This window comes from Nocardia sp. NPDC059764 (assembly GCF_042732555.1).
Taxonomy (GTDB): Bacteria; Actinomycetota; Actinomycetes; order Mycobacteriales; family Mycobacteriaceae; genus Nocardia.
The window spans coordinates 1-19,874 of the sequence record NZ_JBHWHH010000137.1 but is presented as its reverse complement, the minus strand read 5'-3'; the positions used below and the strand labels follow the sequence as shown (position 1 = coordinate 19,874).

General features: G+C 63.8%; 21 protein-coding genes. All 21 read left to right on the top strand.

The genetic code is table 11. The annotated features are described in order from the left end of the window. Positions 1–103 precede the first annotated feature (103 nt). The 21 genes from ACFV4K_RS25850 (at position 104) to ACFV4K_RS25750 (ending at position 19,765) form a co-directional block, all read left to right on the top strand. Positions 104–808: a PE-PPE domain-containing protein gene (locus tag ACFV4K_RS25850; RefSeq protein WP_379278354.1), complete on the top strand. Its 705-nt coding sequence runs from the start codon at positions 104–106 to the stop codon at positions 806–808. 128 nt (positions 809–936) lie between these two features. After that, entirely contained in the window at positions 937–1,146 is a 210-nt protein-coding gene (locus ACFV4K_RS25845; RefSeq protein ID WP_379278352.1) for a hypothetical protein, read from the top strand. Between the two features lies 1 nt (position 1,147). Beyond that, on the top strand, positions 1,148–1,444 hold the full coding sequence (locus ACFV4K_RS25840) for a hypothetical protein (protein ID WP_379278351.1): 297 nt from the start codon (positions 1,148–1,150) through the stop codon (positions 1,442–1,444). 212 nt (positions 1,445–1,656) lie between these two features. Further along, entirely contained in the window at positions 1,657–2,271 is a 615-nt protein-coding gene (locus ACFV4K_RS25835; protein ID WP_379278350.1) for a hypothetical protein, read from the top strand. Positions 2,272–2,273: 2 nt separating this feature from the next. Further along, on the top strand, positions 2,274–5,618 hold the full coding sequence (locus ACFV4K_RS25830; protein WP_379278348.1) for a hypothetical protein: 3,345 nt from the start codon (positions 2,274–2,276) through the stop codon (positions 5,616–5,618). 170 nt (positions 5,619–5,788) lie between these two features. Beyond that, positions 5,789–6,109: a hypothetical protein gene (locus ACFV4K_RS25825; RefSeq protein WP_379278346.1), complete on the top strand. Its 321-nt coding sequence runs from the start codon at positions 5,789–5,791 to the stop codon at positions 6,107–6,109. Between the two features lie 349 nt (positions 6,110–6,458). Then, positions 6,459–6,896, top strand: a complete 438-nt coding sequence (locus ACFV4K_RS25820; RefSeq protein ID WP_379278344.1) for a hypothetical protein — start codon at positions 6,459–6,461, stop codon at positions 6,894–6,896. A 74-nt stretch (positions 6,897–6,970) separates the two neighbouring features. After that, the gene (locus ACFV4K_RS25815) at positions 6,971–7,558 is read left to right on the top strand and encodes a hypothetical protein (RefSeq protein WP_379278342.1); all 588 of its coding nucleotides are present in this window, start codon (positions 6,971–6,973) and stop codon (positions 7,556–7,558) included. A gap of 220 nt (positions 7,559–7,778) precedes the next feature. Next, positions 7,779–8,069 (top strand): hypothetical protein, encoded by a 291-nt coding sequence (locus tag ACFV4K_RS25810; RefSeq protein ID WP_379278341.1) that lies wholly within the window; start codon positions 7,779–7,781, stop codon positions 8,067–8,069. After that, positions 8,030–8,446 carry a DUF5361 domain-containing protein gene (locus ACFV4K_RS25805; protein WP_379278340.1) on the top strand — a complete coding sequence of 139 codons (417 nt, stop codon included), beginning with the start codon at positions 8,030–8,032 and terminating at the stop codon, positions 8,444–8,446. Before ACFV4K_RS25810 ends, ACFV4K_RS25805 begins: the two co-directional genes overlap by 40 nt. Before the next feature lie 322 nt (positions 8,447–8,768). Then, positions 8,769–10,955 carry a hypothetical protein gene (locus tag ACFV4K_RS25800; RefSeq protein ID WP_379278338.1) on the top strand — a complete coding sequence of 729 codons (2,187 nt, stop codon included), beginning with the start codon at positions 8,769–8,771 and terminating at the stop codon, positions 10,953–10,955. Continuing rightward, positions 10,952–11,845 (top strand): phage tail protein, encoded by an 894-nt coding sequence (locus ACFV4K_RS25795; protein ID WP_357088250.1) that lies wholly within the window; start codon positions 10,952–10,954, stop codon positions 11,843–11,845. Before ACFV4K_RS25800 ends, ACFV4K_RS25795 begins: the two co-directional genes overlap by 4 nt. Next, positions 11,845–13,461: a phage tail protein gene (locus tag ACFV4K_RS25790; protein ID WP_379278336.1), complete on the top strand. Its 1,617-nt coding sequence runs from the start codon at positions 11,845–11,847 to the stop codon at positions 13,459–13,461. The genes ACFV4K_RS25795 and ACFV4K_RS25790 overlap by 1 nt, the downstream gene beginning before the upstream one ends. A gap of 23 nt (positions 13,462–13,484) precedes the next feature. Beyond that, the gene (locus ACFV4K_RS25785) at positions 13,485–14,513 is read left to right on the top strand and encodes a hypothetical protein (protein ID WP_379278335.1); all 1,029 of its coding nucleotides are present in this window, start codon (positions 13,485–13,487) and stop codon (positions 14,511–14,513) included. Between the two features lie 10 nt (positions 14,514–14,523). Continuing rightward, a complete protein-coding gene (locus tag ACFV4K_RS25780; protein WP_379278333.1) occupies positions 14,524–15,600 on the top strand; it encodes a hypothetical protein in 1,077 nt (358 codons plus the stop codon). A gap of 14 nt (positions 15,601–15,614) precedes the next feature. Further along, complete coding sequence (locus ACFV4K_RS25775) at positions 15,615–16,661, top strand: hypothetical protein (RefSeq protein ID WP_379278332.1); 1,047 nt, start codon at positions 15,615–15,617, stop codon at positions 16,659–16,661. Next, a complete protein-coding gene (locus tag ACFV4K_RS25770) occupies positions 16,658–16,960 on the top strand; it encodes a hypothetical protein (RefSeq protein WP_379278331.1) in 303 nt (100 codons plus the stop codon). Before ACFV4K_RS25775 ends, ACFV4K_RS25770 begins: the two co-directional genes overlap by 4 nt. A 59-nt stretch (positions 16,961–17,019) precedes the next feature. After that, complete coding sequence (locus tag ACFV4K_RS25765; RefSeq protein WP_379278329.1) at positions 17,020–18,312, top strand: hypothetical protein; 1,293 nt, start codon at positions 17,020–17,022, stop codon at positions 18,310–18,312. Then, complete coding sequence (locus ACFV4K_RS25760) at positions 18,312–18,758, top strand: hypothetical protein (RefSeq protein WP_379278327.1); 447 nt, start codon at positions 18,312–18,314, stop codon at positions 18,756–18,758. Before ACFV4K_RS25765 ends, ACFV4K_RS25760 begins: the two co-directional genes overlap by 1 nt. A 20-nt stretch (positions 18,759–18,778) precedes the next feature. Beyond that, positions 18,779–19,537: an N-acetylmuramoyl-L-alanine amidase gene (locus ACFV4K_RS25755; protein WP_379278326.1), complete on the top strand. Its 759-nt coding sequence runs from the start codon at positions 18,779–18,781 to the stop codon at positions 19,535–19,537. 9 nt (positions 19,538–19,546) lie between these two features. Continuing rightward, positions 19,547–19,765 (top strand): hypothetical protein, encoded by a 219-nt coding sequence (locus ACFV4K_RS25750; protein ID WP_379278325.1) that lies wholly within the window; start codon positions 19,547–19,549, stop codon positions 19,763–19,765. The last annotated feature ends 109 nt before the right edge of the window (positions 19,766–19,874 follow it).

Here is a 19,874-nt window from a genome sequence, read left to right as displayed (position 1 = left end):
GTCCGCTATCCACCGGACCGAAAGGCGACTCCGCGTGATCACAGTCCTGACCTGCCGTGGCACGGGCGAACCCCACGGGTCCCCGGCGAACATGCTCGCGAACGTGACCAGGCAACTCGATTCCGCGAAGTACGAAATCGGCCCCGATGTCGAGTACCCCGCCGCCATCGGCCCCGCCAACCCGCAACGGAACCTCCTCGGTTGCAGCGAACAACAATCCATCGACCAGGGCGTCGCGGCTCTGGTGAAGGCAATCCATGCCACACCCAATCAAGTTGGCCTCCTGGGCTACAGCCTCGGCGCGGAGGTTGTCACCCGGTTCCTCGAGGCGAAGGGGCGTGGCGAGTATCCGGACTGCGAGCTCGCATGGGCTGCCAACATCGCCAATCCGCTTCGCATGGACGGTGATTCGATCGACCCGAACCCTGTTGGATTCGGGATCGCCGGCCGCCACGACCGCTGGCCGGACGAGTTCCCGATCTGGGAGGTCGCGAATCCCTCGGACTGCATCACTTCGTGCCCAGCCGACTCGCCGCTTCGCACCCTCGCTGACTCGGTATCCGCGTTCGGTGTCGCCGATATGGGCGGCTGGACCTTGGACTTGGCCGACCGCATCCGTAGAAACCGCTGGCAAGCAGTGCAATTCGGCTCCTGGACCAATCCCCTCCGAATCCTGGACCTCTGGTCGAAGGCCGCGGCCTCGATGGAGGGCTACCTACTCGGTGGTGAACACACCACCGCCTATGTCGCCGGCGGCTACTGCGATCGCCTGGCGGCCATCCTCAACCGATATCCCGAGAGGGGGTGAACCCAGTGATCACCATCGCCGAAGACATCATCAAGCTGATCGCCGACCTGATTCCGCTGATCCTGCCGCTGTTCGGCCTGTAACCAGCTCTCGTTATCGACCTGGCCAGCTCGTCAGAAGGAAGAATCATGCGAATCACCAAGGCTCCCGAACCAGCCCTGATCCGATCGGTCCTGGTGGCGGTCACCGGTGTCGTGGCCTACCTGCTCGGCCGCCAGATCAGCACCGACTGGATCGAGGCTGTCCTGACCATCTACGGACTGTTCACGCCCGTGATCGCAGGTGCGGCGATCAGACCGGCCGTGATTCCGGTGGTGCGAGGGGACGGTGCAGGCTGAGATGCAGCAATCCGTCAGTCCAGATCTGGTCCAGGCGGTCGGCGCCGCCATCGCGACCATCATCGCCGCCGTCACCGCCTGGCAGGCGCGCGAGGTAGCGAAGCTCCGCGAACGTGTTGCGGCCCTGGAGGATCAGGCGATCAGCGATCAGCGCCGCTTCCGTGACGCGATCCGTCTGATCCGCGCCCTGCAACGGCACATTGACGAATTGCTCGCGTTCCTCCGCCTCCACGTCCCGGGTCAGGATCCGCCGCAGGCGAACTACAAGATCCCGCCCAACCTAGAAGAAGAACTCTGACGGCAACCGGCCGTCGGATGCCCGCCCCTTCAGCGCGCCCGTCTCCCGCAGATCAACAGTGGTCGCAGACGCCGGTCGCAGCGCAAGGGGCGCAATGGGTCCCGCCCCCGCATGTCCCCCTGTGAGTGGGGGCGGGACCCTCCCACCTCACCGATCCCGCGGCCTCCCAGGGCCCGGTGTCGCTCCATGCCTCCGGAAGGTCCTGATACCCGATGCCCGACAAGGAAATCGTCGAATCCATCCACTTCGGCAACCACCAGCCCCCTTCCGAGTACGTGAAAACCGATACCGGCCAGCTGGTCACCCCCGAGTTCCTCGCCCTCATCCAGCAGTCCCTCTCGGGCAAGCTCTCCGAGACCAGCCAGACCGACGAACTGTCCCCCGAGGTCAAGGCTCTCGCCGAAGAACTCTCCGTCATCCACCTCCCCGAATGGCGCACCGAAGTCGGCCGCAAACTCGCCGAACCCACCGTGACGAGCATCAAACAGGCCGTGCGCGTCGCCGAATACCTCGTAAAGCGCGGCGTCCGCGTCCATCCCGAACTCGAGGAAATCCGCTGGACCCCCACCCCCGGCGGCCAGCCCGGCGTCTTCGACACCGGCATCCACATCACCAAGGACACCGCCGGCAACTGGCCAGCCCCCGACCCCGAGGACTTCTACAACCTGGAAGACATCCAGGTCACCAAGACCGACGAGGGCTTCTGGGTAGCCACCCACCCCCGCGGCCTGGCCTCCGAAGCCCCCACCAAAACCGACGCCTACGCCGCCCTCGTCGACCAGCTCCGCCAGCGCATCACCGATGCCCGCCATTCCCCTGAGGAATAGCCATGGCGATCACATTCACCGGCGCCCCAGAGCCCCCATCTTGGGTCCGAACTCGGGCCGCCGCGTGGAACCGCCTGATCGATTCCATGCCAACAGGTCAGAACACAAGTGCTGACACCGTGACACCGCCACGGGTCTTCAACTATTCGGTCAAGAGTCCCGAGGATGCGGTAGCCAAGTTCAGCCGAATCCGTAATACCGACGATCTGAAACTGACATCGTCCACCGTCCCAGTGAAGGCTTCACCGATCGGTGATCCGGTTACGACAACCCCACCGGCGGCTCCACCAGTTACCACACAACCCAGTGCACCGAATTCTCCCACGGTCGCTGCGCAACCAGGTCCGGTGCCAGCCCCGCCAGCCGAATCGAATCCGGAGGCCGCGGAGCGGGCGGCTGCGCAGGCCAAGAAGGAAAATCAGGCCAACCAGACCCAACCGGGTGTGACGGTGCCGAATCCTGCTGGGAGCAACGGTCCTTCGGCTGGTAGTACCGCGCCAACTGGAGGGAACTCGAACGCGGGCAGTCAGCCGACAGCGACCATGCCGTGGAATGGTTCGCCTCCGCTGGCGGACCCCGTGATTCCAGGAGTGACTGTCGCCCCGCCCAATTCCCCCAAGAACGGGGGATATCCGGACAAGGGTGGCAAAGAGCAACGCTATCCATGGCTGCCCCGCGCCTTAGAAACCGTGTCGAACGGAGACCCTTGGGCGCCACCGGACACGACCGGCAAGAAGGAAGGCGACGACTGGTGGGATGTGCTGCCGAACGGGCAGCTCCGGCACAACATCATCCCACATGGAAACGGCAACCAATCGGTCGATCAGGAGATTTACGGCCCTGACGGCGTCACCCGCAGCCGCGTCGTGTGGAACGGCATCGGCGGGTACCAGCGTTGGACGCTGAACGCGAACGGTTCACATTTCTACGAGGGCAAGGACACCCCGGACGGACTGGTCTATCAGCAGTTGTTCGATCCAGGCGTCTCGCCAGCGGGATTGCCGAGCCAGATCGTATTCCGGATGTCCGACCACAACAGGATCGTTACTCCCTCCTACGACGCGAGCGGCAATCGGGTGGGTACCGATATCGCGATCCCCAACAGCTATGGATTGTACAACAACCAGCATATCGACAACTTCGGCAACGAAACGTACTCAACGACAAAACCGGGTAAGAATGGCGGAGTGGTCAGTGAATTCGCTGGCCAATGGGACAGTCTCGGCAATGGCTGGGCACTCAACGCCTCCGGCAAACCAGGCCGGCGATACTTGGACGGCAACGGCAAAGAGGTCATCGACTACTCAGACCCGCTGACCGGACGTCGTGAGGTGGAGTTCGACGGTGGCGTCAATGTTTTTGACAAGGACAGCAACTGGATCGGTGGAAAAGCCTTTAAGAATGGTGTTCTGGATTGGTCCTGGACACGTGACGGCCAGCTCGATATTAGGCTCGAACGCGACGGACAGGGAAATCTGAAGAAGACCTTTCACGACGCTGCACACGGTACCAGCGGCACCATCGAAGTGCTGCCCACGGGAACCGGAATTCGTGTCAAGTACGTCGGCGGACCCACAGTCGATATCAGCACAAGCGGCGACATCACCAGATTCGTCTTGCCCGCAGACACCCGCAGTCTGGGCGAAAAGATCAGCGCGACGACTTGGAATATCGGCACCGGCATCGCCGGAAAGATCGGTGAGCTCGCCAAGAGCATCGGACAGTCCAGCGGTGCCAACCGCAACATCAACCAGCTCGGCAACCTTCTCGGCTACAACCCGAACCTACCCACCCAACAGATCCAGTTCGGCGGCAAGGGCATCGTCCTCGACCCCATCACCGGAATCGCCCTCGGAATGGCGGTCGGCCTGGGTAAAGGACTCTTCGACGTCAATGTGGCAGATTTCAAGACTGCGGTCGCTACCGGCCAGGCAGCATACGATTTCGCCGCGGGCAAGATCGGTTTCGGCGATGCCGTGGTCCAAGTATGGCAACGAGCCGGATTTGAGAGCATCAACTCTCGTTCGAAACTGCTCCTGAACACCGATCTCGAAGGCGCCAGCGAACACCCGGCTAAAACCTTTGGTGAGGCGTTGTTCGGCGGCTTTCTTCTCTTCGCGCCGACAAAGGGCCTCGGAAAGGGCGGCGGCGCCGGGACTCGAGGCGTCGAAACAGCCGCCCGCACCGCAACCCGCGAAGCCGCCACAACGGCCGCAAAAGACGCAGCCATTCGAACGGCCTCGGCAATCCAAGCCGTCCAAACCTCAGCCGCTGCCACCGCATCCCGCGTCCAAGCCGCGATGACTCGCTCCGCGAATGCGGTGACAAAAGCCGCCTCCCGCAGTGCGGATGCAACCAGCCTCGGCCGTTCCGGATCAGTCGATGCGTCGGCTGTCACCAGAATTCCACAAACCGGCAACCATCCATTAGGCGCTCAAGGTGTAAAACCGGCCGATATTCAGTCGACCGCAACAATTGAGGGTACAACACCTTATCGCTTCCAAGAATGGAAGCAGCAATTCAATAAGTGGTGGAACGAGCCAATCGGCCAATCAGGGAAATGGCTACCCCAACTGAAATTTCCTCGATTAGTTGTCACGACAGACGGCATGATCGTCGTTGTTGGCCGCCAGGAAGGCGATCTGGCCCCTGCAAAGGCAACCGTATACCGGTCTGTCGAGAATTCTTCAGGTCCTCACGGTGCGAACGGTAACCGCGCTGACCTTGGCGGCAAGAAGCCTCCGGATCCTCCCCAAGGACCGGTATCCAGTGCTGGACATGGCTCGACGGACCGGCCAAGCGGAGGTACCTCTAGACCAAGCATCGATGCCGATGAAGCCAAGGCGGGACCGAGCAACGGCGGCGGTGGCAACGGTGGCCACGACACATCTGGTGGAGACCCAGATCGGACGGTATCTTCGTTGGATCCAGATCCCGACCGTAAGGCCCGGGGAGAACCCGAGGTGGATCCACGAGGAAGTACTGAGAAGAAGCGGAATCTTCGTATTCAGGAGGAATCTGCGCATGTTCTGGCTCAGCATGGGTACGACATTCTTCAAAACCCCGGCCCCGTAATCACTTCCACAGGTCGGGTAAAGAATCCTGACTATCTGATCGAAGGAGATTATTTTGACTGTTTAGCTCCGTCGTCAAGCAATATTGATCAGGTCCGTAAGGGCATATCGAAGAAGGTAAGCGGTGAGCAAGCTCGCCGGATTGTCTTGAACTTGGACCAGACAAGGGTTGGTCCTGCGGATGTTGCGGCAATTCTCTACAGGAAACCTGTCGCTGATCTCAAAGAAGTATTGGCCGTCAAAGATGGCCGGATAATACAACTGTATCCGTAGCGGGAGAAGCAATGTCACTTTCGTATCATTTCGACACATCGTTGGGTAACGCTGAGGTATTGGCGAACTATTTTGCCTGCATCCTTGAGTGTCGGGTTGAATCTGCTACGCCGAAGACGGCATATGCGTGTGGTCAATGGAATATATCGGCATTCGACCATCATCGGGAGGTGGACGAGTCAATCAATGAAAGGCTCCAGGCCGACGCCTACACGACACTCGTTTTCGAGCCGAAACCCGGGATTGGGTGGGAAAATGAAGTCGCAGGCGTTGCGAAGATTCTTCAAGGGGTGATTGCATTGCTGCAGGGTGATATGGAATCGTCGGGGTTGTTCGATTTCTATTACTCGGTAATCGTTCTCGAGAAGAAGCGAAATTTGCCATTGGTGGTTGACCCTCGCCTCCTCGACCCCGAAGATCTAAACAATTTGGGCCTCTTTTTCGATGTTCTACAAGGCATTTCCGTCGAATCGCTTGATCAGGAGTGCTGAGGCTGAACTTATGCAGTTGGGAGCGAGCTCGGTTTCGGCGATGAGCCCGTTAGCCGGTGTTCTGGGACGGTGTCGTGAAAGGCTTGTCGAAGAAATGACCGATTCTCATCGCTATCACTACTTTGGACGTCGGGCGCAAGGCGCTGGCCCTGCGTTTGCTCTATATGAAGTTGTTGCCGGGATCGTGGGGTCTGGCGGAGAGTAAATATCGTGCACCCGCCGATGAGGAGTATGCGCTCCTCGACTCAATTCTTTATCGCACATATTTGCTCTGGGAAGAGGGTGCTGCGAAGGATGACACCTCGGTTGAATCCGGAGATTCTCCGAATAATTGAAAGGAGGATGATCGGTGGCTGAGCAGGTTTTGTTCTCTGACATCGAGAATGCCTTGCAAGGGTTTTTGACCGCGAAGCTCTCGGCGGCGTCCGATGCCGCGAGTGTTGTTGTCAGAGTGCCGGATCCGCGCCCAGCGCGGTGGGTTCGGGTATCTCGCAACGATTGGAAGGCTCGGCTGGATGTCGAGGATCGGGAGGGGCACCGGGGTGCGCACTTGATCCTGGATCGTCCGCGAGTCCTGTTCGAGTGCGTCGATGATGCCGGTGGTGCCGCGGAGTTGGCGGCCAAGGTGCGGGGGATCGTGAATTCCGCTGCACCGGGGTACATCGGCACCGTCTGGTGTGACTACGTCGAGGATGTCGGCGAAGAGAACGATACTGACCCGGTGACTGCCGCTCCGCGGTACACGATTGTCACCGACCTGATTGTGCGGGGCAAAGTTCTCGCCTGACTGCGAGCTTGTGGCAGTCGAAACTGAATAACCAATCCCTAGGGCCTGCGCAAATCCCAAGGGAGATAACGAAAATGGCTCTGCCCTCTAGCAAGTACATTGGCGCCGGCACCCCGAACATCGCTGTTACCGGCGGTGTTCTGGTGGCGCCGCTGGCTACCGCGCTGCCGACCGGTGCGGCCGGCACCATCGATCCCGCGTTCAAGGCGCTCGGCTATGTGTCCGAGGACGGTATCGAATCGATGGGTGAGCGCAAGATCGAGTCTGTCAAGGACTGGAACGCCGACATCATCGCGCAGCTGCAGACCGAGCACTCTGTGCGTTTCGGTCTGACCCTGTATGCGGTGTGGGACAAGGACGTGCTGAGCGAGGTCTTCGGCGCGGGCAATGTCGTTCCGACCGCTGCCACCTCCACCTCCGGTGCGCTGTACCAGGTCAAGGAGACCGGTTCGCCGCTGCCGCGTCGCTCGTGGATCTTCGACATGGTCACCGAGGACAAGAAGCTGCGCATCGTGCTGCCGAACGCCAAGATCACCTCGGTCACCGAGAAGAAGTTCGTGTCGAATGCACTGGCCGGCTTCACCATCAGCGTCGAGGCCTTCAAGGACGACGCCGGTGTGAAGGCGTACCGCTACCTGGACGACGGCATCAAGGCCGCCTGATTCCGACGGTATTCACCGTCGAACACCACGACGGGGTGACAACCCCGCGTAACTCGGGGTTGAACCCTGTCTGACGACGGCCCAGGCCGTCCTGCAAAGCCCCCAACGGCGGCGGTCATTCCAAACCTATGCGCAGGCCCGCCGCCGCCGTTGGGCCTTTCAGCAATGCCCCGTATTTCTCGTAAAACCACAACAACGCAACGAAAGGGTCTGTGTACCAATGACTTCCCCGAAAGCCCCCATCGCGATCACCACTCCGACGAAGGTGAAGGACAACTTCCGCTACCAGGTCGACGGCATCGACATCGAACTGCCGTCCCTGACCTACCTCAAGCCGGGTCTGGTCCGCCGGATCCGCCGCCTGGGCGATGTGGACGCCATGTACACCCTGATGGAGCTGGCGGTCTCGCCCGAAGCGCTTGCTGCCCTGGATGATATGGATCCGGACGCCTACCACGAGATGTTGGAGGCATGGCGCGCGCATTCGGGAATCAGCCTGGGGGAATCCTGAGCCTCGATGCCCTTCTCGAAGAGCATTCCGAGGCGATCGAATACGACCTGATTGCCCTCGGCCTGCGGTTGCGTCAACTCAGCGGTGAAGCGCTGAGCTGGCGCGACCTGTGGGCCATAGTCAAATTTCTGCCGCCCGACTCGGCACTGATGCGCACCATGCACCCCGAAGACCATCGCTGGCGGCTCGAGCAACATCTGCTCGCGGAGATGACCGACTGCCTGCGCTGGCTGGTGTGGTCCAAGAGCGACGACGCCAGGAACGGGCGCAACCGTCCCGAGCGGATCTCACGGCCGGGACTCGAGTCCGACCGTGAACGCGTGGGAACAGCGATGGGCGTCGACCGGATCAACGAATTCCTCGGCTGGAGTGAGTAGTTCCTCGCCGGTGGGCGAGCTCGGGCGCACTCGGCCCAGAAAGTGGATGTGAATTGTGGACAAGCAACGCCCACCGGCGATGACATTGCCGGACATTCTCGCGATGACGACGAGCGGGCAGCCGGCTCCCGGGAAGCGGATCACGCTCCCCAGCGGCGCCCTCTGGGAAGGGGGTCCCACTCCCGGGACCTCTCTCGTCACGCTTCCGGACCAGGATCCGATTCTGGTCTCCGACAACGGTTCCAGCGCACCGAACTCCCTCGTCGGCCGTTCCGGCCCGTTCGCCGCCCTGGCCCACGCGTTCGAAGAGGTGCTCGGCCACGTGCCGAACTTCTTCGCGGACCGGGTCGCGATGCAGGCGCTGAACCTGTTCCGGGACCATACGACGGGCGACGAGACCGAGACCCGGATCGTCAAATTCAGCGCGAAGACCACGTTGCTCAACCCCGCAAAGGGGGGAGGACGACCAACAGGCGGGTCGGTAGACCCAGAGGACCAGGATGATTCGGTCTTCGATAGGCAGAATCCGGTGCGCCGTGCGCGCGGCGGCCTCGTCTTCAAGCCAGGCGATACAGTTGCCGATGGAGGGCTGGTCGCGGGTTCCGGCGGTCCGTCCTCCGACTTGGTTCATCTCGCCGCCTCTCGGGGCGAGTACGTGGTCAATGCCGACGCGGCCGCGCAGGCGCTGTCGCTACTCGATGCGATCAACTCCGGTTGGGTGCCTTCTGCCGATTTCCTGGCGGGACTGCTCCCGAGTCTCGCAGGTGCCGACGCGAGTCGTACGGCCGCGCCGAGTAATCCGAACCAGTGGCGTGATCTGCTCGGCCAGGGCGTCATCGCGGACACGCTGGGCGGGATGGGGAATGCCGCGGTGGACGCGGCATCCTGGGCCGGTGCCGCGCTGGGATCGGCCCTGGCTCCCATGTTCGGACCGGGCGGTTTGCTCGCTGGTCGACCGGGTTCGGCCGCCTCCACATCGGTACAGAGTGATCAAGGTCTGACCGACTCCGGAGCCGCGGTGCCGATGACGGCATCCATGCAAGCCACTCCCTCCGCGACGTTGGGGATTCTCGGTGCCGGCCAGCCGAATTCGGCTGGTAGTGGAACCAGCGAATTGGTGTCTCTCGCAGCTGCTCTCACCTCGGGGATCAGCGGTGCGGCCACTGCGGCGGGCAGTCGGTTGGGCGAGGTGCTGGGTTCGGCCATCGCCCCCGCCCTCGGACCGGCCGGTGAACTCGCGCCTGTCATCGGCGAGCAACTGGGCCGATTGATCGGATCCCAGTTCGGCAGTCAGCTGAGCACCTCACTCACCGTGCAGGCCGGACTCGGTGGCGGACAGGCCAGTTCCGTGACCGGTACCGGAGGCGCGGCCGGGGCCGCACCCGGCGGAGCGGGATCGGATTACGGAGACGGTGGTTCCGCTCCGGAACCGACCAGCGGTGGCGGCACTGTGGTGGAGACAGCCGGTCCGGCTGCCACCACTGGCGGCAGCGGCAACATCATCGGGCAGACGAATCCGGATGGCAGTCGGTGGGAGTACGTGGCCGCCAACCCGAAACTCGGCACATCGGCAGGTTGGGCGCTCTTCACGCCGGAGCATTTGGTGCCGACCGATGCGGTGCCAGACGGTTTCTCGCTGGGCAGCTTCATCCCCGATGCAGACGGTGCGCCAAGTCGTATGGTGCCGAACTCTACTGGCCTGAATTGGATCGATGCGCTGACCGGCCGTACGGGTCCATCTGGTTTGCAGGATCCCAAAGAGGAAATCCACCAGTACAACCCGCACGGCGGCAACTTCACGGATCTCGTCACCTTGGCCGCCGACAAGGTGGGCGGCGATCTGGGCACGCTGCTGGCGCCGGTATTGGGCCCGCAGGCTCCGAGAACATTCGCCGATCTGGCGAAGTCGCTGCTGACGCCGATCGGTCAGGCATACAGCGCCGCCGATCCCGAAAAGAATTGGACCAACACGCTCGGCTACTGGATCAAGAACCTGACCGGTATCGAGTGGAGTCCCACTGGAACAAGCGGTTCCCCGTCCGCAACCCAATTGACTGATCCGCAGCAAGTCGGCGTCAGCGCGTTCTCGAACGCGATCACCGGCGTGCAACAGCACGGCCTGTTGGGCGGACTCACCGGAGCGATCTCGGGCGCGCTTCCGACCGCGGGCAGCGCTGTCGGCACCGCGATCGGCACCATCATCGCGCCCTTCCTCGGGCCGGCCGCCGCGCTCGGTCCCGCTGTCGGCTCGATCCTGGGTTCGATGATCGGCGGTTCGATCGCCGAGGAATTCACGCGCCCCATCCAGTGGGCGGGCAATGCGGTGAAGGAGCTGGTGGGAACCGGTTTCGGTCTCACCGATCTGGCCGAAGGCCCGGGCGGGCACACCGTCCGCGGCGATATCTACAACTTCAACGGCACGGACCCCAAGAGCGCGACCATCGCGGTCGAACGGGTCCGCCGACGCCGGGCTGTGGCCCAGCAACGCGGAGGAGGTTTCGGGCGATGACCCACCAACTTTTGGAAACCCACGGCACGAAGGTGGTCGTGTGGGATGTCAACGGCCGGGTGTGGCATCTGTCCGGCGTGAACTCCGGACGCGAAGGCGTGCGGCTGTCACAACAGACCGGATTCATGTTCGCGCCTGTGCAACTGCTGGTTTCGGAGGGCGCGCGACAGGACGGCGCCACCTTCGTCCGCTCCGTGCGGTCGAAGAAGGAATGGGATTTCCTGGTCGTCATCTCCGGTGCGTCGAAAAACGCCGGAGTGGATCCGATCCGGGATTTCCACGCCGTGCACGATGCGTGGATGCGCGGCTGGTCCACGGACAAGCCGGTCACCGTCGGCTATTACACGCGCCACCAGGGCTGGCGGTTCCAGCAGGCCCAGCTCGACTCCGCACCTGAACCGGTCGGCGACGTCGACCCGGCGCGAAATGCCCTGGCCGCCTACAAGATGTCTGCCACCGCCATGGATCCGCTGGAGCGGCATTTCGACGAGAACGCGGTGTGGACCAACACCTCCGGTCTCGGCGAGGGCACTGTGCGAGTGCGCAATGCCGCAGACCAGGAGGTCTGGCCGCGCTACACGATGAACGGTCCGGGACGGTGGTCGATTCTGGACCCGGTCGGCGGAGACCTGCTGCGCATGGTGCAGACACCGACCCTGACAGCGGGACAGACATTGCGGATCGACACCCATCCACGCCACCGCACCGCCCGCCTGTACAACGGGGCGAGTTCGCAGCCGGTGAACGTGTGGGCGCAGCTCGCGGGCCGGCGGTGGTTGCAGTCGATGTCGCCGTGGAGCACCACCGACATCACGGTGAAAGTCGACGGCGGGAGCACCGCGTCCAGCATTGTCGCCACCGTGACGCCGCGATCCTCGAGGCCGTTCTGATGAGCGCGGGGACCTGGGATCCGCACGACGAAGTGCGGCGCATGGACGAACAGTTCCTGATCGATCAGGAACAGGCGCGCAATCCTGATGTGCTGGTGCGCTATTGGAACAAATTCATGGAAGAAGTGGGGGAGGAGCACAGCTACCTCTCGCTGGAGTTCACCTATCCGCGTAACTCCGCCGGCGGTCTGAAGATGATCTGTCCGCGCGACATGGTGCATTTCGATCACCTCTTCAACAACCCGGATGGTGAGGACGCGACCATCCCGATCACGGTGAACACCAAGGGTTTCCGGTGGGACGGTTACATCACGAAGGCCTCCCTCGTCCGTGACGACAACGGCGTCGAAACCGTCGACATCGAGGCCATCCACTGCTGGAACCACATCGCCACCATCTGCTGCTGGGCCTCGCCGTTCGCACCGGTGCTGGCGCAGTTCCCACGCCACCACATCCTGTTCGGGCCGGTCCGCACACTGGTGACCACCTATCTGTCGATGAACCTGATGCGGTTGCAGGCTCCCGGCTGGGCTCCGGAAGATGGCGTCAACTCCCCGAAATGGAATGTCGGGAACACACTGTTCCCGGTCGCTGTCGTGCCGGTCGATCCGCTGCACGACACCAGTCGGTGGAGCGCCGCATCCGCCCGATTCGATATGGCGGACAAGTTGTTCCAGCCCATGCTGGAGGACTCCGGGGTGATGCTCACGGCCCGGTTCTTCCTGCCGGACGAGGACGAGCAGCCGGCTCCGGAGTACTTCTTCCTCGAACAGCCCACGGTGGTGTTGGAGACTGTCGACAAGTCCGGTGTCACCGGCAGCACGGGTACGCTGTTGGATGGAATCCAGTCGTGGATCGAGGAATTCGCCGATGACGGCACCACTCCGATCCGCTACCCGAAGTTCGATTCCACTACCGAGTACGAGGCCGTCTACGGGCAGCCGGGCAAGTTCGGAACCACGAAGAACTTCCCTTGGGTGTGGTACTTCGAAGGCGAGTATTCCGGCATCGGCGCATCCGAAATCGCCCTCCACAAGCCGACCGCGACGGATGTGATCATCGGTGGCCGTTCCCCCGGCTGGGTGAACGCAGGCATCGAAGTCGTCATCAAGGGACTGCTGTCCCTGATCGGACTGGGCTGGCTGTATCGCGGCCAGCTCAACGACGTCTTCCTCGCCTGGATGGTGTACCGCGACATGGAGCGAGCCCGCCGTGCCGGACCGTACGCCTTCCGCGAGCTGTACATCACCGGCAGCGACAAGGCCTTCAACCTCGACGGCCTGGTCGCCGCCCGGCAGGGCCTGCACCTGACCCGCGGCTACACCAGCCACAAGGTGACCATCGAGGACAACGCCCCCTACCTGCTGGGCAGGGACTTCGGCCTCGGCGATCAGATCGGTTTCGCGGTCGGCGAGCACGTCTTCACCGATTACGTCACCGAGCTGACCTTCACCGACGACCGCGAGACCCCGGGCATCTGGCACATCACCGTCGGCGACGGATCCGACGAAGAGGATTCGGTCGTCAAGGCCTGGCAGCGCCTCGGCCGCTTCGCCGCGGCCATCAAGGACCTGTCCACCGATGTCGGCGCCGACCTCGACCTGCTCATCTTCTGATTCACCCGTAGAGGAGAAAAACTATGGCGGACAGTACATTTCCCGCCCACCTCACCGTGGATCGCGGGCTCGACATCAACGGGCTGCCGATCCTGACCGCGAATATCGCGGTCGCCGACGACGTAGCCGACCTGCCGCTGCCCGCCGGTCCGGCTGGACCGCGAGGCCAGCGCGGGCGGCCTCGCACCACCTTCCGCAAGATGGGTGCGATTCCCGATGCGGCCGCGCGCCCGACCGGCCTCGGCGCGGATGACCGCGGCAGTTGGTGGCATCGGATGGACGACGACGGCATGGATGTCTGGGATGGCGCCGGCTGGCGGCATTCCCCGCACGCCGTCGGGCCGCAGGGCCCGCTCGCACCGGCCAATTCGATCACCGTGGCCGGGACCATCCATGATCCGAAGCTGACCGTTCCGGCGGTCGACTTCAGCGGCAAGGGCGCGGAACAGCAGACGAAGGTGACAGCACCGGCCGGTGTGCAGGGCCCGAAGGGACCGGCCGGAACATCTGGAGCCATCGCCGATTCGCCCGACTATGACAAAGCGACCAGCCCCGGCCCCGGTTCGGTGTTCGCCTACCATCGGGCTTCCCAGAAGTTCCGGCCGATGCCGCCGCCGATGGGGACAGGGCCGTGGTCGTGGTTCCAGGAGGACTTCGCCGCGGACCAGGAGATCGATGCCGCGTCGATCACGCTCGGCAACTTCACGATTCCCGCACAGCCATTCGCATGGCGGCCGGTAGTGCAGGGGCACCTGTACGTGTACGGCGCCAGCGCATCGGTCGAGGCCACCGTACGGCTGAGCAACGGGGACGGCGCGGTCCTGGCGGCAACCCGCCCCTGCACCGGCGGTTATCTGTACCTTCCGCTGTTCACCAGTTATCGAGACGATCAAGCGGTCAAGACGCTCTCACCCGGCTCGACCTTCGCCACGCTGCCCGCCGGTCAACCGGCGAACCTGGTCGTCAGCGTGGCCCGGGTCGGCGACGGCAGCGGCAAGATCGGCTTCTCGCGCAGCCAGGCGTCCCTGGTCGTCCATGCCCAGCCCATCTGAACGAGGTGACATGTCCACAGTAGGCGAATATTTCGAATCGACGCTGATCAGGGGCATCGACGAGGGGATCGGAACCGCGGGGGTCGTGCAGTCGTTGCACGGCACGCCACGGGACGGAGCCCTCGAACTGATGACCGGCACGACTGGACCGGCGGGGCCGCAGGGCGAACCTGCCGCGGCCTTCCGGTGGGAAGGCGATATCGCCGACCAGGCCGCGCTCACCGCACTGTCCTCGAAACTGGGACTCGCGCACGCGGGCAAGGCGTGGCGGGTGCTCGCGACCGACACCCTGATGTATTGGAACGGAACAAGTTTCGAGTCGTTCACCGATGCGTTCGGTGCCGCCGGTCCGGAAGGGCAGCCGTGTAGCATCACCATCGGCACCGTTGCGACGGGGCCTGCCGGATCCAATCTGCAGGTCGCGGTTTCCGGCACGAATCCCAACCTTGTTCTGAACCTGACTGTGCCGCAGGGCATCAAGGGTCGTAAGGGAGACCCCGGCGGTCCGGGGCCCGTCCGCAATGCCCCCGACTATGCGGACGGCCCGCACGTGAATGGTTCTGTGCCGCTGTGGAATGCGGCGAGCAATCGCTGGCAGGGCCGGCCCTTTCCTGGTTCTCGGGGACCGTGGTCCGTCATGGGTGCACAGGCGTGGGATGGCGGCCCGGGGTTCGCCGCGTCGCAGTCCAAGGTCGGAACCACACCCAATACCGTCGCGCAGCTGAACATTCCGGCTCAGGACGTGGACTGGCGGCCCGTCATCGCGGGCGGTGTGCTCGTGTTCACGGACGAGGGCATCGGCAGCTTCAACACCCGTATCGACGCCGAAGTGCGTCTGGGCTCCGCAATCGGCCAGATCGTCGCTCTCGGGGCCGGTTTTCCCTTCGGTGCCGACGGCTACTGCTACTTCCAGCCCTATTACGGTGCGCGGGCGATGACCCCCGACAGCACCGTCGGTGTCGTGCCCGCCGGCCAGGCGGTAACCCTGTGCGTGGTGCTGCGTCGCAACCACGGCGATTCCCTCTATTCCTACAAGCAGGACAGCGCCCAGATCGTGTGCTGGGCCAAGCCGGTGACGGCGTCGTGATCCCGGAGCAGAACATGACCGAGAACAGCGTCGTCTATGACGACAACATCATGATCACCATGCGCGGCGTCTCCGACTCGGTCGGATTGCCGTACACGGTCAATCCGCTCGAGCTGGTCGACCGGGAGGCGCTCGTCGAGCTACGTGAGGGGCCTGTCGGACCCGCGGGTCCCGACGGTGATCCCGCCTGGCCGTGGCAGTGGCGCGGCGACATCGCCGATGTCGCCGCCCTGCGTGCCTTGAATCTCACCACCGCTGACGCCCGCTCGGCCTGGCGAGTGGCTTCCGAGAACGCGGTCTACTACTGGACCGGACTCGAATTCATCGCGCTCGGGCAGGCCTTCGGCCGAGCGGGGAAGGCGGGTCCCGCCAACGTCCTGACCGGTACCGCGGTCGCCGCAGCGCCGGGGTCGTCCGCGTCCGCACGGATTACGGGTACGACGCCTGGCCAGAACCTCGAAATCACCTTCCCTCGTGGTGTGCCCGGAGATATCGGAGATGCGGGTGGCCCGGGACGCATCCAGAACGCGGCGGATGTGCTCGTCGACGACGATCATTCGCTCGCTCAGGATTACATCCTGTCCTGGGACGCGACGCTGGGAAAGTTCGTGCCCGTCCCCAGCCCCCGGCTCGGCGGACCCTGGGCCATCGCGAAGAACCAGTTCAGCGGCGGCACCAGCCTCAATGAGCCGAAAGTACTGGCCGCCATCACGATTCCCGGCCAGCCCACCCGATGGCGGCCTCAGGTGCGGGGACAGGTCCGTGTCAATCCCGCGAACGGCAACGGCTACGGCACCCGCTGCGATGTGGCGGTGTGCATCGGCAGTCCCGACGGCCAGCTCGTCGGTTACGGATACGGCTACGACATCCAGAATTGGGACTGGGTCCTGATCGGCCCGCGATTCGACTTCCCGCCGACGCCGACCGCCGACTTCGGCGTGGTCCAGCCGAACCAGTCCATCACGCTTTATGTCGTCGCCAAGCGCGTCAAGGGCGGCAACTCCTTCACCGTCGACACCACCGGCGCCCAGCTCATCGTGTACGCGGAGCCGGTCCGATGACCAGCATCTTCCGGCTTCAGGTCGACGTCGGCCCGGAATGGAGCGAGGCCCTCGTTCCCGCCGGCAGCGAACTGCTGTGGACGAAAACGGAATTCGGAAAGTTGGTCACCTTCTGGAGCCACTCCGGCGAGCCGACCGCGCCGGCCGACGAGACGCACCTACTGCGTTTCGATTCGCTGCCACTGCCGCCCGGCGCGGACCTGAACAACACCCTGCGCGGTGTCGCGGATCTCGCGGGCGCGGTCGCCTACATCCAGGACGGCGCGCTGCTCTGGGTCTGCAAGAAGCCCGCTGAATAGACACAATCCGCTCTCGGCATGCCCATCGAGGCTGCCCGCTGCTCGAAAGGCATTGATCCATGGCTGATCTGCCCCCACTGAAATACGGCAAGGTCGTCGGGCGTCTCCTGGCGAATATCGCGGACGGTCCCGACATCGGTGACCTGCCCGAGTTCCCGCCGCTCGCCGGCACCATCACCTTCACCGCCGACGCGCCGAAGATCCTCGTCGCCGGCGCGCAGCCCGCGCCCGCCACCTATGTGCAGCTCCCCAACCATTACGTCTGCGAGCTGGACGAATTCGGGTATCTGACCTGGCGAGGCCAGCGCGGAATCCGGCTCGTCGCACCGAGCGGTGACACCAATCCGCGTGATTGGACCTGGCGAGTGTCGTTCGAGGTGAACTATGACGGCGAGCCGATTGCCCTGGAGCCATTCAACTTCACGGTATCCGAGTACATCCCCGGTCCCGACCCGGCCAACCCGGATACGGGGTCGCAGGGGCTCGTCGACCTGACGCTCGTCTCGCCGGTTCCGGCCAGCCCGGGGAACGCCGTCGTTCGAGGTGAACGTGGAACCGGCATCCACATCGATGGATCGGTTGCCACCTATGCGCAGCTACCCGCCGCGCCGCAGGAAGGCGCCCAGTACGTGGTGAAGGCGGACGGGCTGCTGTACGTGTACCACGCGGCTGCGAGCGGGTGGATGCCCAATGGCCAGGGTGTTGTGATCCGAGGTCCCGCGGGAACTACCGATTGGGCCGGTATCACCGGCAAGCCGTCGACCTTCCCGCCCACGATCGGCGCTACGGCCGATACCGCTGTCGCAGGAGATGATCCGCGGCTCACCAATGCGCGCACACCGACCGCGCATACGCATCCGGCGGCTCAGCTGTCCGATGCGACGGCGGTCGGCCGATCGGTGCTCACCGCCGTTGACGCCGCTGCCGCGCGCACAGCGCTGAGTGCGGTGGCGACGACCGATGCGCGCCTGTCCGACCCGCGCCCGCCGACCTCGGCGGGCCAGGTATACGACATCGCGTTCAAGTCGCACACCGGAACTCGTGCGGCCGGAGCCGGGACTGTGATGCCCGAAGGCGTGCGGATCGAACGGAACATCTCGATCAGTTCGATCACGTTCCGCGGTGAAACCGCGGGCACCGGAAACCTGGTTGTCGAGCTCCGCAGGAACGGCACCGCCATCGCGGGCACCTCAACCACGATCGCCGCCGCCAATCATGCCGTCGACACCACCGTCACCACCGGCGGGCCGTGGGCCTTGACCACCGGTGATCGGCTGACGGTGAACATCACCACCGCGGACAGCCCAGCCGGTAAGGGCTTGCAGGTGAGCTTGAAAGGCGTGACAGCCTGATGCCCTTCACCATTATCGCGCCCGCCGCCGCTATGCCGATGGGCATGGACAAGGTCGCCGACCAGCAGGTGGTGGCGGGAGCCACCAATCTGAAGCTGACCGGCTGGACAGCCCGCAGCGGTTACGGCAGTTCGGACATCACCAATGACGAGCTGATCGCCAATGGATCGGTGACCGCCAATGTTCGCTGCCGTATCCAGCTGGCCGCGAACTGGGCGTCCACCCAAGGCGCCCTGCACGTCATGCTCATGCGGAACAACGCCGAGGTCAAGTCGGCCGACTTCACCAACAACACCGCATCGCTGACGCTCCCCGATACCCAGGTGAATCTGGTGCCCGGCGACCGAATCTGGGTTCAGATCACCAACTCGACGTCGAGCATCTGGGCCGTCAACGCCACCGTCCAGGGCGGTGTGAACACCTACGTCTCCTTCGACCTGACCTGATCGGGAAAGGCAGAACTGCCATGTCATGGACAGGTGACCCGGTCTGGCTCGCAGATGTCCTGCGCGAAGCCGGATTACGAGTAATCGAACACGAAGGCTGGCGCGACCGCGGCCACGGCGACTTCGCCGACCTGCGCGGCGTGCTCTGCCACCACACCGCCGGCGGCGGCACCGACGACTGGCGCATCGTCCAATACGGCCGCCACGACCTGGAAGGCCCCCTGGCCCAGCTGGTCCTGGAGCGCGACGGCACCTTCCGCGTCATCGCGGCCGGAGTCTGCTGGCACGCCGGCCGCGGGTCCTGGCCCGGCTGGCCCACCAACAACGCCAACTACCACGTCATCGGTATCGAAGCCGTCTCTCGAGGCGACGGAACCGACTGGACTCCAGCGCAACTCGACGCCTACAAACGCGGCTGTGCCGCCATCCTGCGCCGCATCGGCCGAACCGCCGACGACTGCGTGGCCCACCGCGAATACAGCACCGAAGGAAAGATCGACCCCGCCGGCATCGACATGGCCGAGTTTCGCTGGGATGTCCAGGCTTTCATCGATGGAGAGGATGCGCCGATGAGCGCAGCAGAAGTCACCGAACTCAAGGAATTCATCACCACGTTCTGCGGCCCCATCGGCAGCGATGTGAAGGACATCCGCGAACAACTCTGTGGCCAGGGGCAGCGCGACGCCGGCCAGTATGCCGGTTGGCCGCAACTGAACAACCGCACCGTCGTAGACGCTCTCGCCGACATCTACGCCCGCCTGGAACGACTCGAACACTAAGAGGCTCCGATGTCGAATTCGCCCTCACCATCAGCCTTCTCGGCATCCACCCGGCCTCTCTCCGCCTGGACGCCCGGTGCCGTGATCACCGCCTCGTCCACGTCGAGCCGAAAGCAGAAGGTCTACAACTTCAACAACCTGAACCAGCAGGACACCGCCCAGCTGATCCAGCGCATCAACCGTGGCCACCGGATGGAAAGGTCCGCCGTTACGTCAACGAGGACGTAGCCGCTCTCGCCGCTCCAGCCACATGTGTAAGGCCCCTCGCTCAGAAACACAAATGAAGCTGCCGACCGCACAAGCAGTCTACATCTCCGGCGTCGCCCGCGCCTGACTC

What these genes read in the sequence shown, in the direction of transcription:
- ACFV4K_RS25805 (WP_379278340.1), top strand. Translation starts at nt 8,030, where the DNA reads ATGGCGCGCGCATTCGGGAATCAGCCTGGGGGAATCCTGAGCCTCGAT.
- ACFV4K_RS25780 (WP_379278333.1), top strand. Translation starts at nt 14,524, where the DNA reads ATGTCCACAGTAGGCGAATATTTCGAATCGACGCTGATCAGGGGCATC.
- ACFV4K_RS25765 (WP_379278329.1), top strand. Translation starts at nt 17,020, where the DNA reads ATGGCTGATCTGCCCCCACTGAAATACGGCAAGGTCGTCGGGCGTCTC.
- ACFV4K_RS25845 (WP_379278352.1), top strand. Translation starts at nt 937, where the DNA reads ATGCGAATCACCAAGGCTCCCGAACCAGCCCTGATCCGATCGGTCCTG.
- ACFV4K_RS25795 (WP_357088250.1), top strand. Translation starts at nt 10,952, where the DNA reads ATGACCCACCAACTTTTGGAAACCCACGGCACGAAGGTGGTCGTGTGG.
- ACFV4K_RS25775 (WP_379278332.1), top strand. Translation starts at nt 15,615, where the DNA reads ATGACCGAGAACAGCGTCGTCTATGACGACAACATCATGATCACCATG.
- ACFV4K_RS25760 (WP_379278327.1), top strand. Translation starts at nt 18,312, where the DNA reads ATGCCCTTCACCATTATCGCGCCCGCCGCCGCTATGCCGATGGGCATG.
- ACFV4K_RS25810 (WP_379278341.1), top strand. Translation starts at nt 7,779, where the DNA reads ATGACTTCCCCGAAAGCCCCCATCGCGATCACCACTCCGACGAAGGTG.
- ACFV4K_RS25770 (WP_379278331.1), top strand. Translation starts at nt 16,658, where the DNA reads ATGACCAGCATCTTCCGGCTTCAGGTCGACGTCGGCCCGGAATGGAGC.
- ACFV4K_RS25835 (WP_379278350.1), top strand. Translation starts at nt 1,657, where the DNA reads ATGCCCGACAAGGAAATCGTCGAATCCATCCACTTCGGCAACCACCAG.
- ACFV4K_RS25750 (WP_379278325.1), top strand. Translation starts at nt 19,547, where the DNA reads ATGTCGAATTCGCCCTCACCATCAGCCTTCTCGGCATCCACCCGGCCT.
- ACFV4K_RS25785 (WP_379278335.1), top strand. Translation starts at nt 13,485, where the DNA reads ATGGCGGACAGTACATTTCCCGCCCACCTCACCGTGGATCGCGGGCTC.
- ACFV4K_RS25840 (WP_379278351.1), top strand. Translation starts at nt 1,148, where the DNA reads ATGCAGCAATCCGTCAGTCCAGATCTGGTCCAGGCGGTCGGCGCCGCC.
- ACFV4K_RS25755 (WP_379278326.1), top strand. Translation starts at nt 18,779, where the DNA reads ATGTCATGGACAGGTGACCCGGTCTGGCTCGCAGATGTCCTGCGCGAA.
- ACFV4K_RS25815 (WP_379278342.1), top strand. Translation starts at nt 6,971, where the DNA reads ATGGCTCTGCCCTCTAGCAAGTACATTGGCGCCGGCACCCCGAACATC.
- ACFV4K_RS25830 (WP_379278348.1), top strand. Translation starts at nt 2,274, where the DNA reads ATGGCGATCACATTCACCGGCGCCCCAGAGCCCCCATCTTGGGTCCGA.
- ACFV4K_RS25790 (WP_379278336.1), top strand. Translation starts at nt 11,845, where the DNA reads ATGAGCGCGGGGACCTGGGATCCGCACGACGAAGTGCGGCGCATGGAC.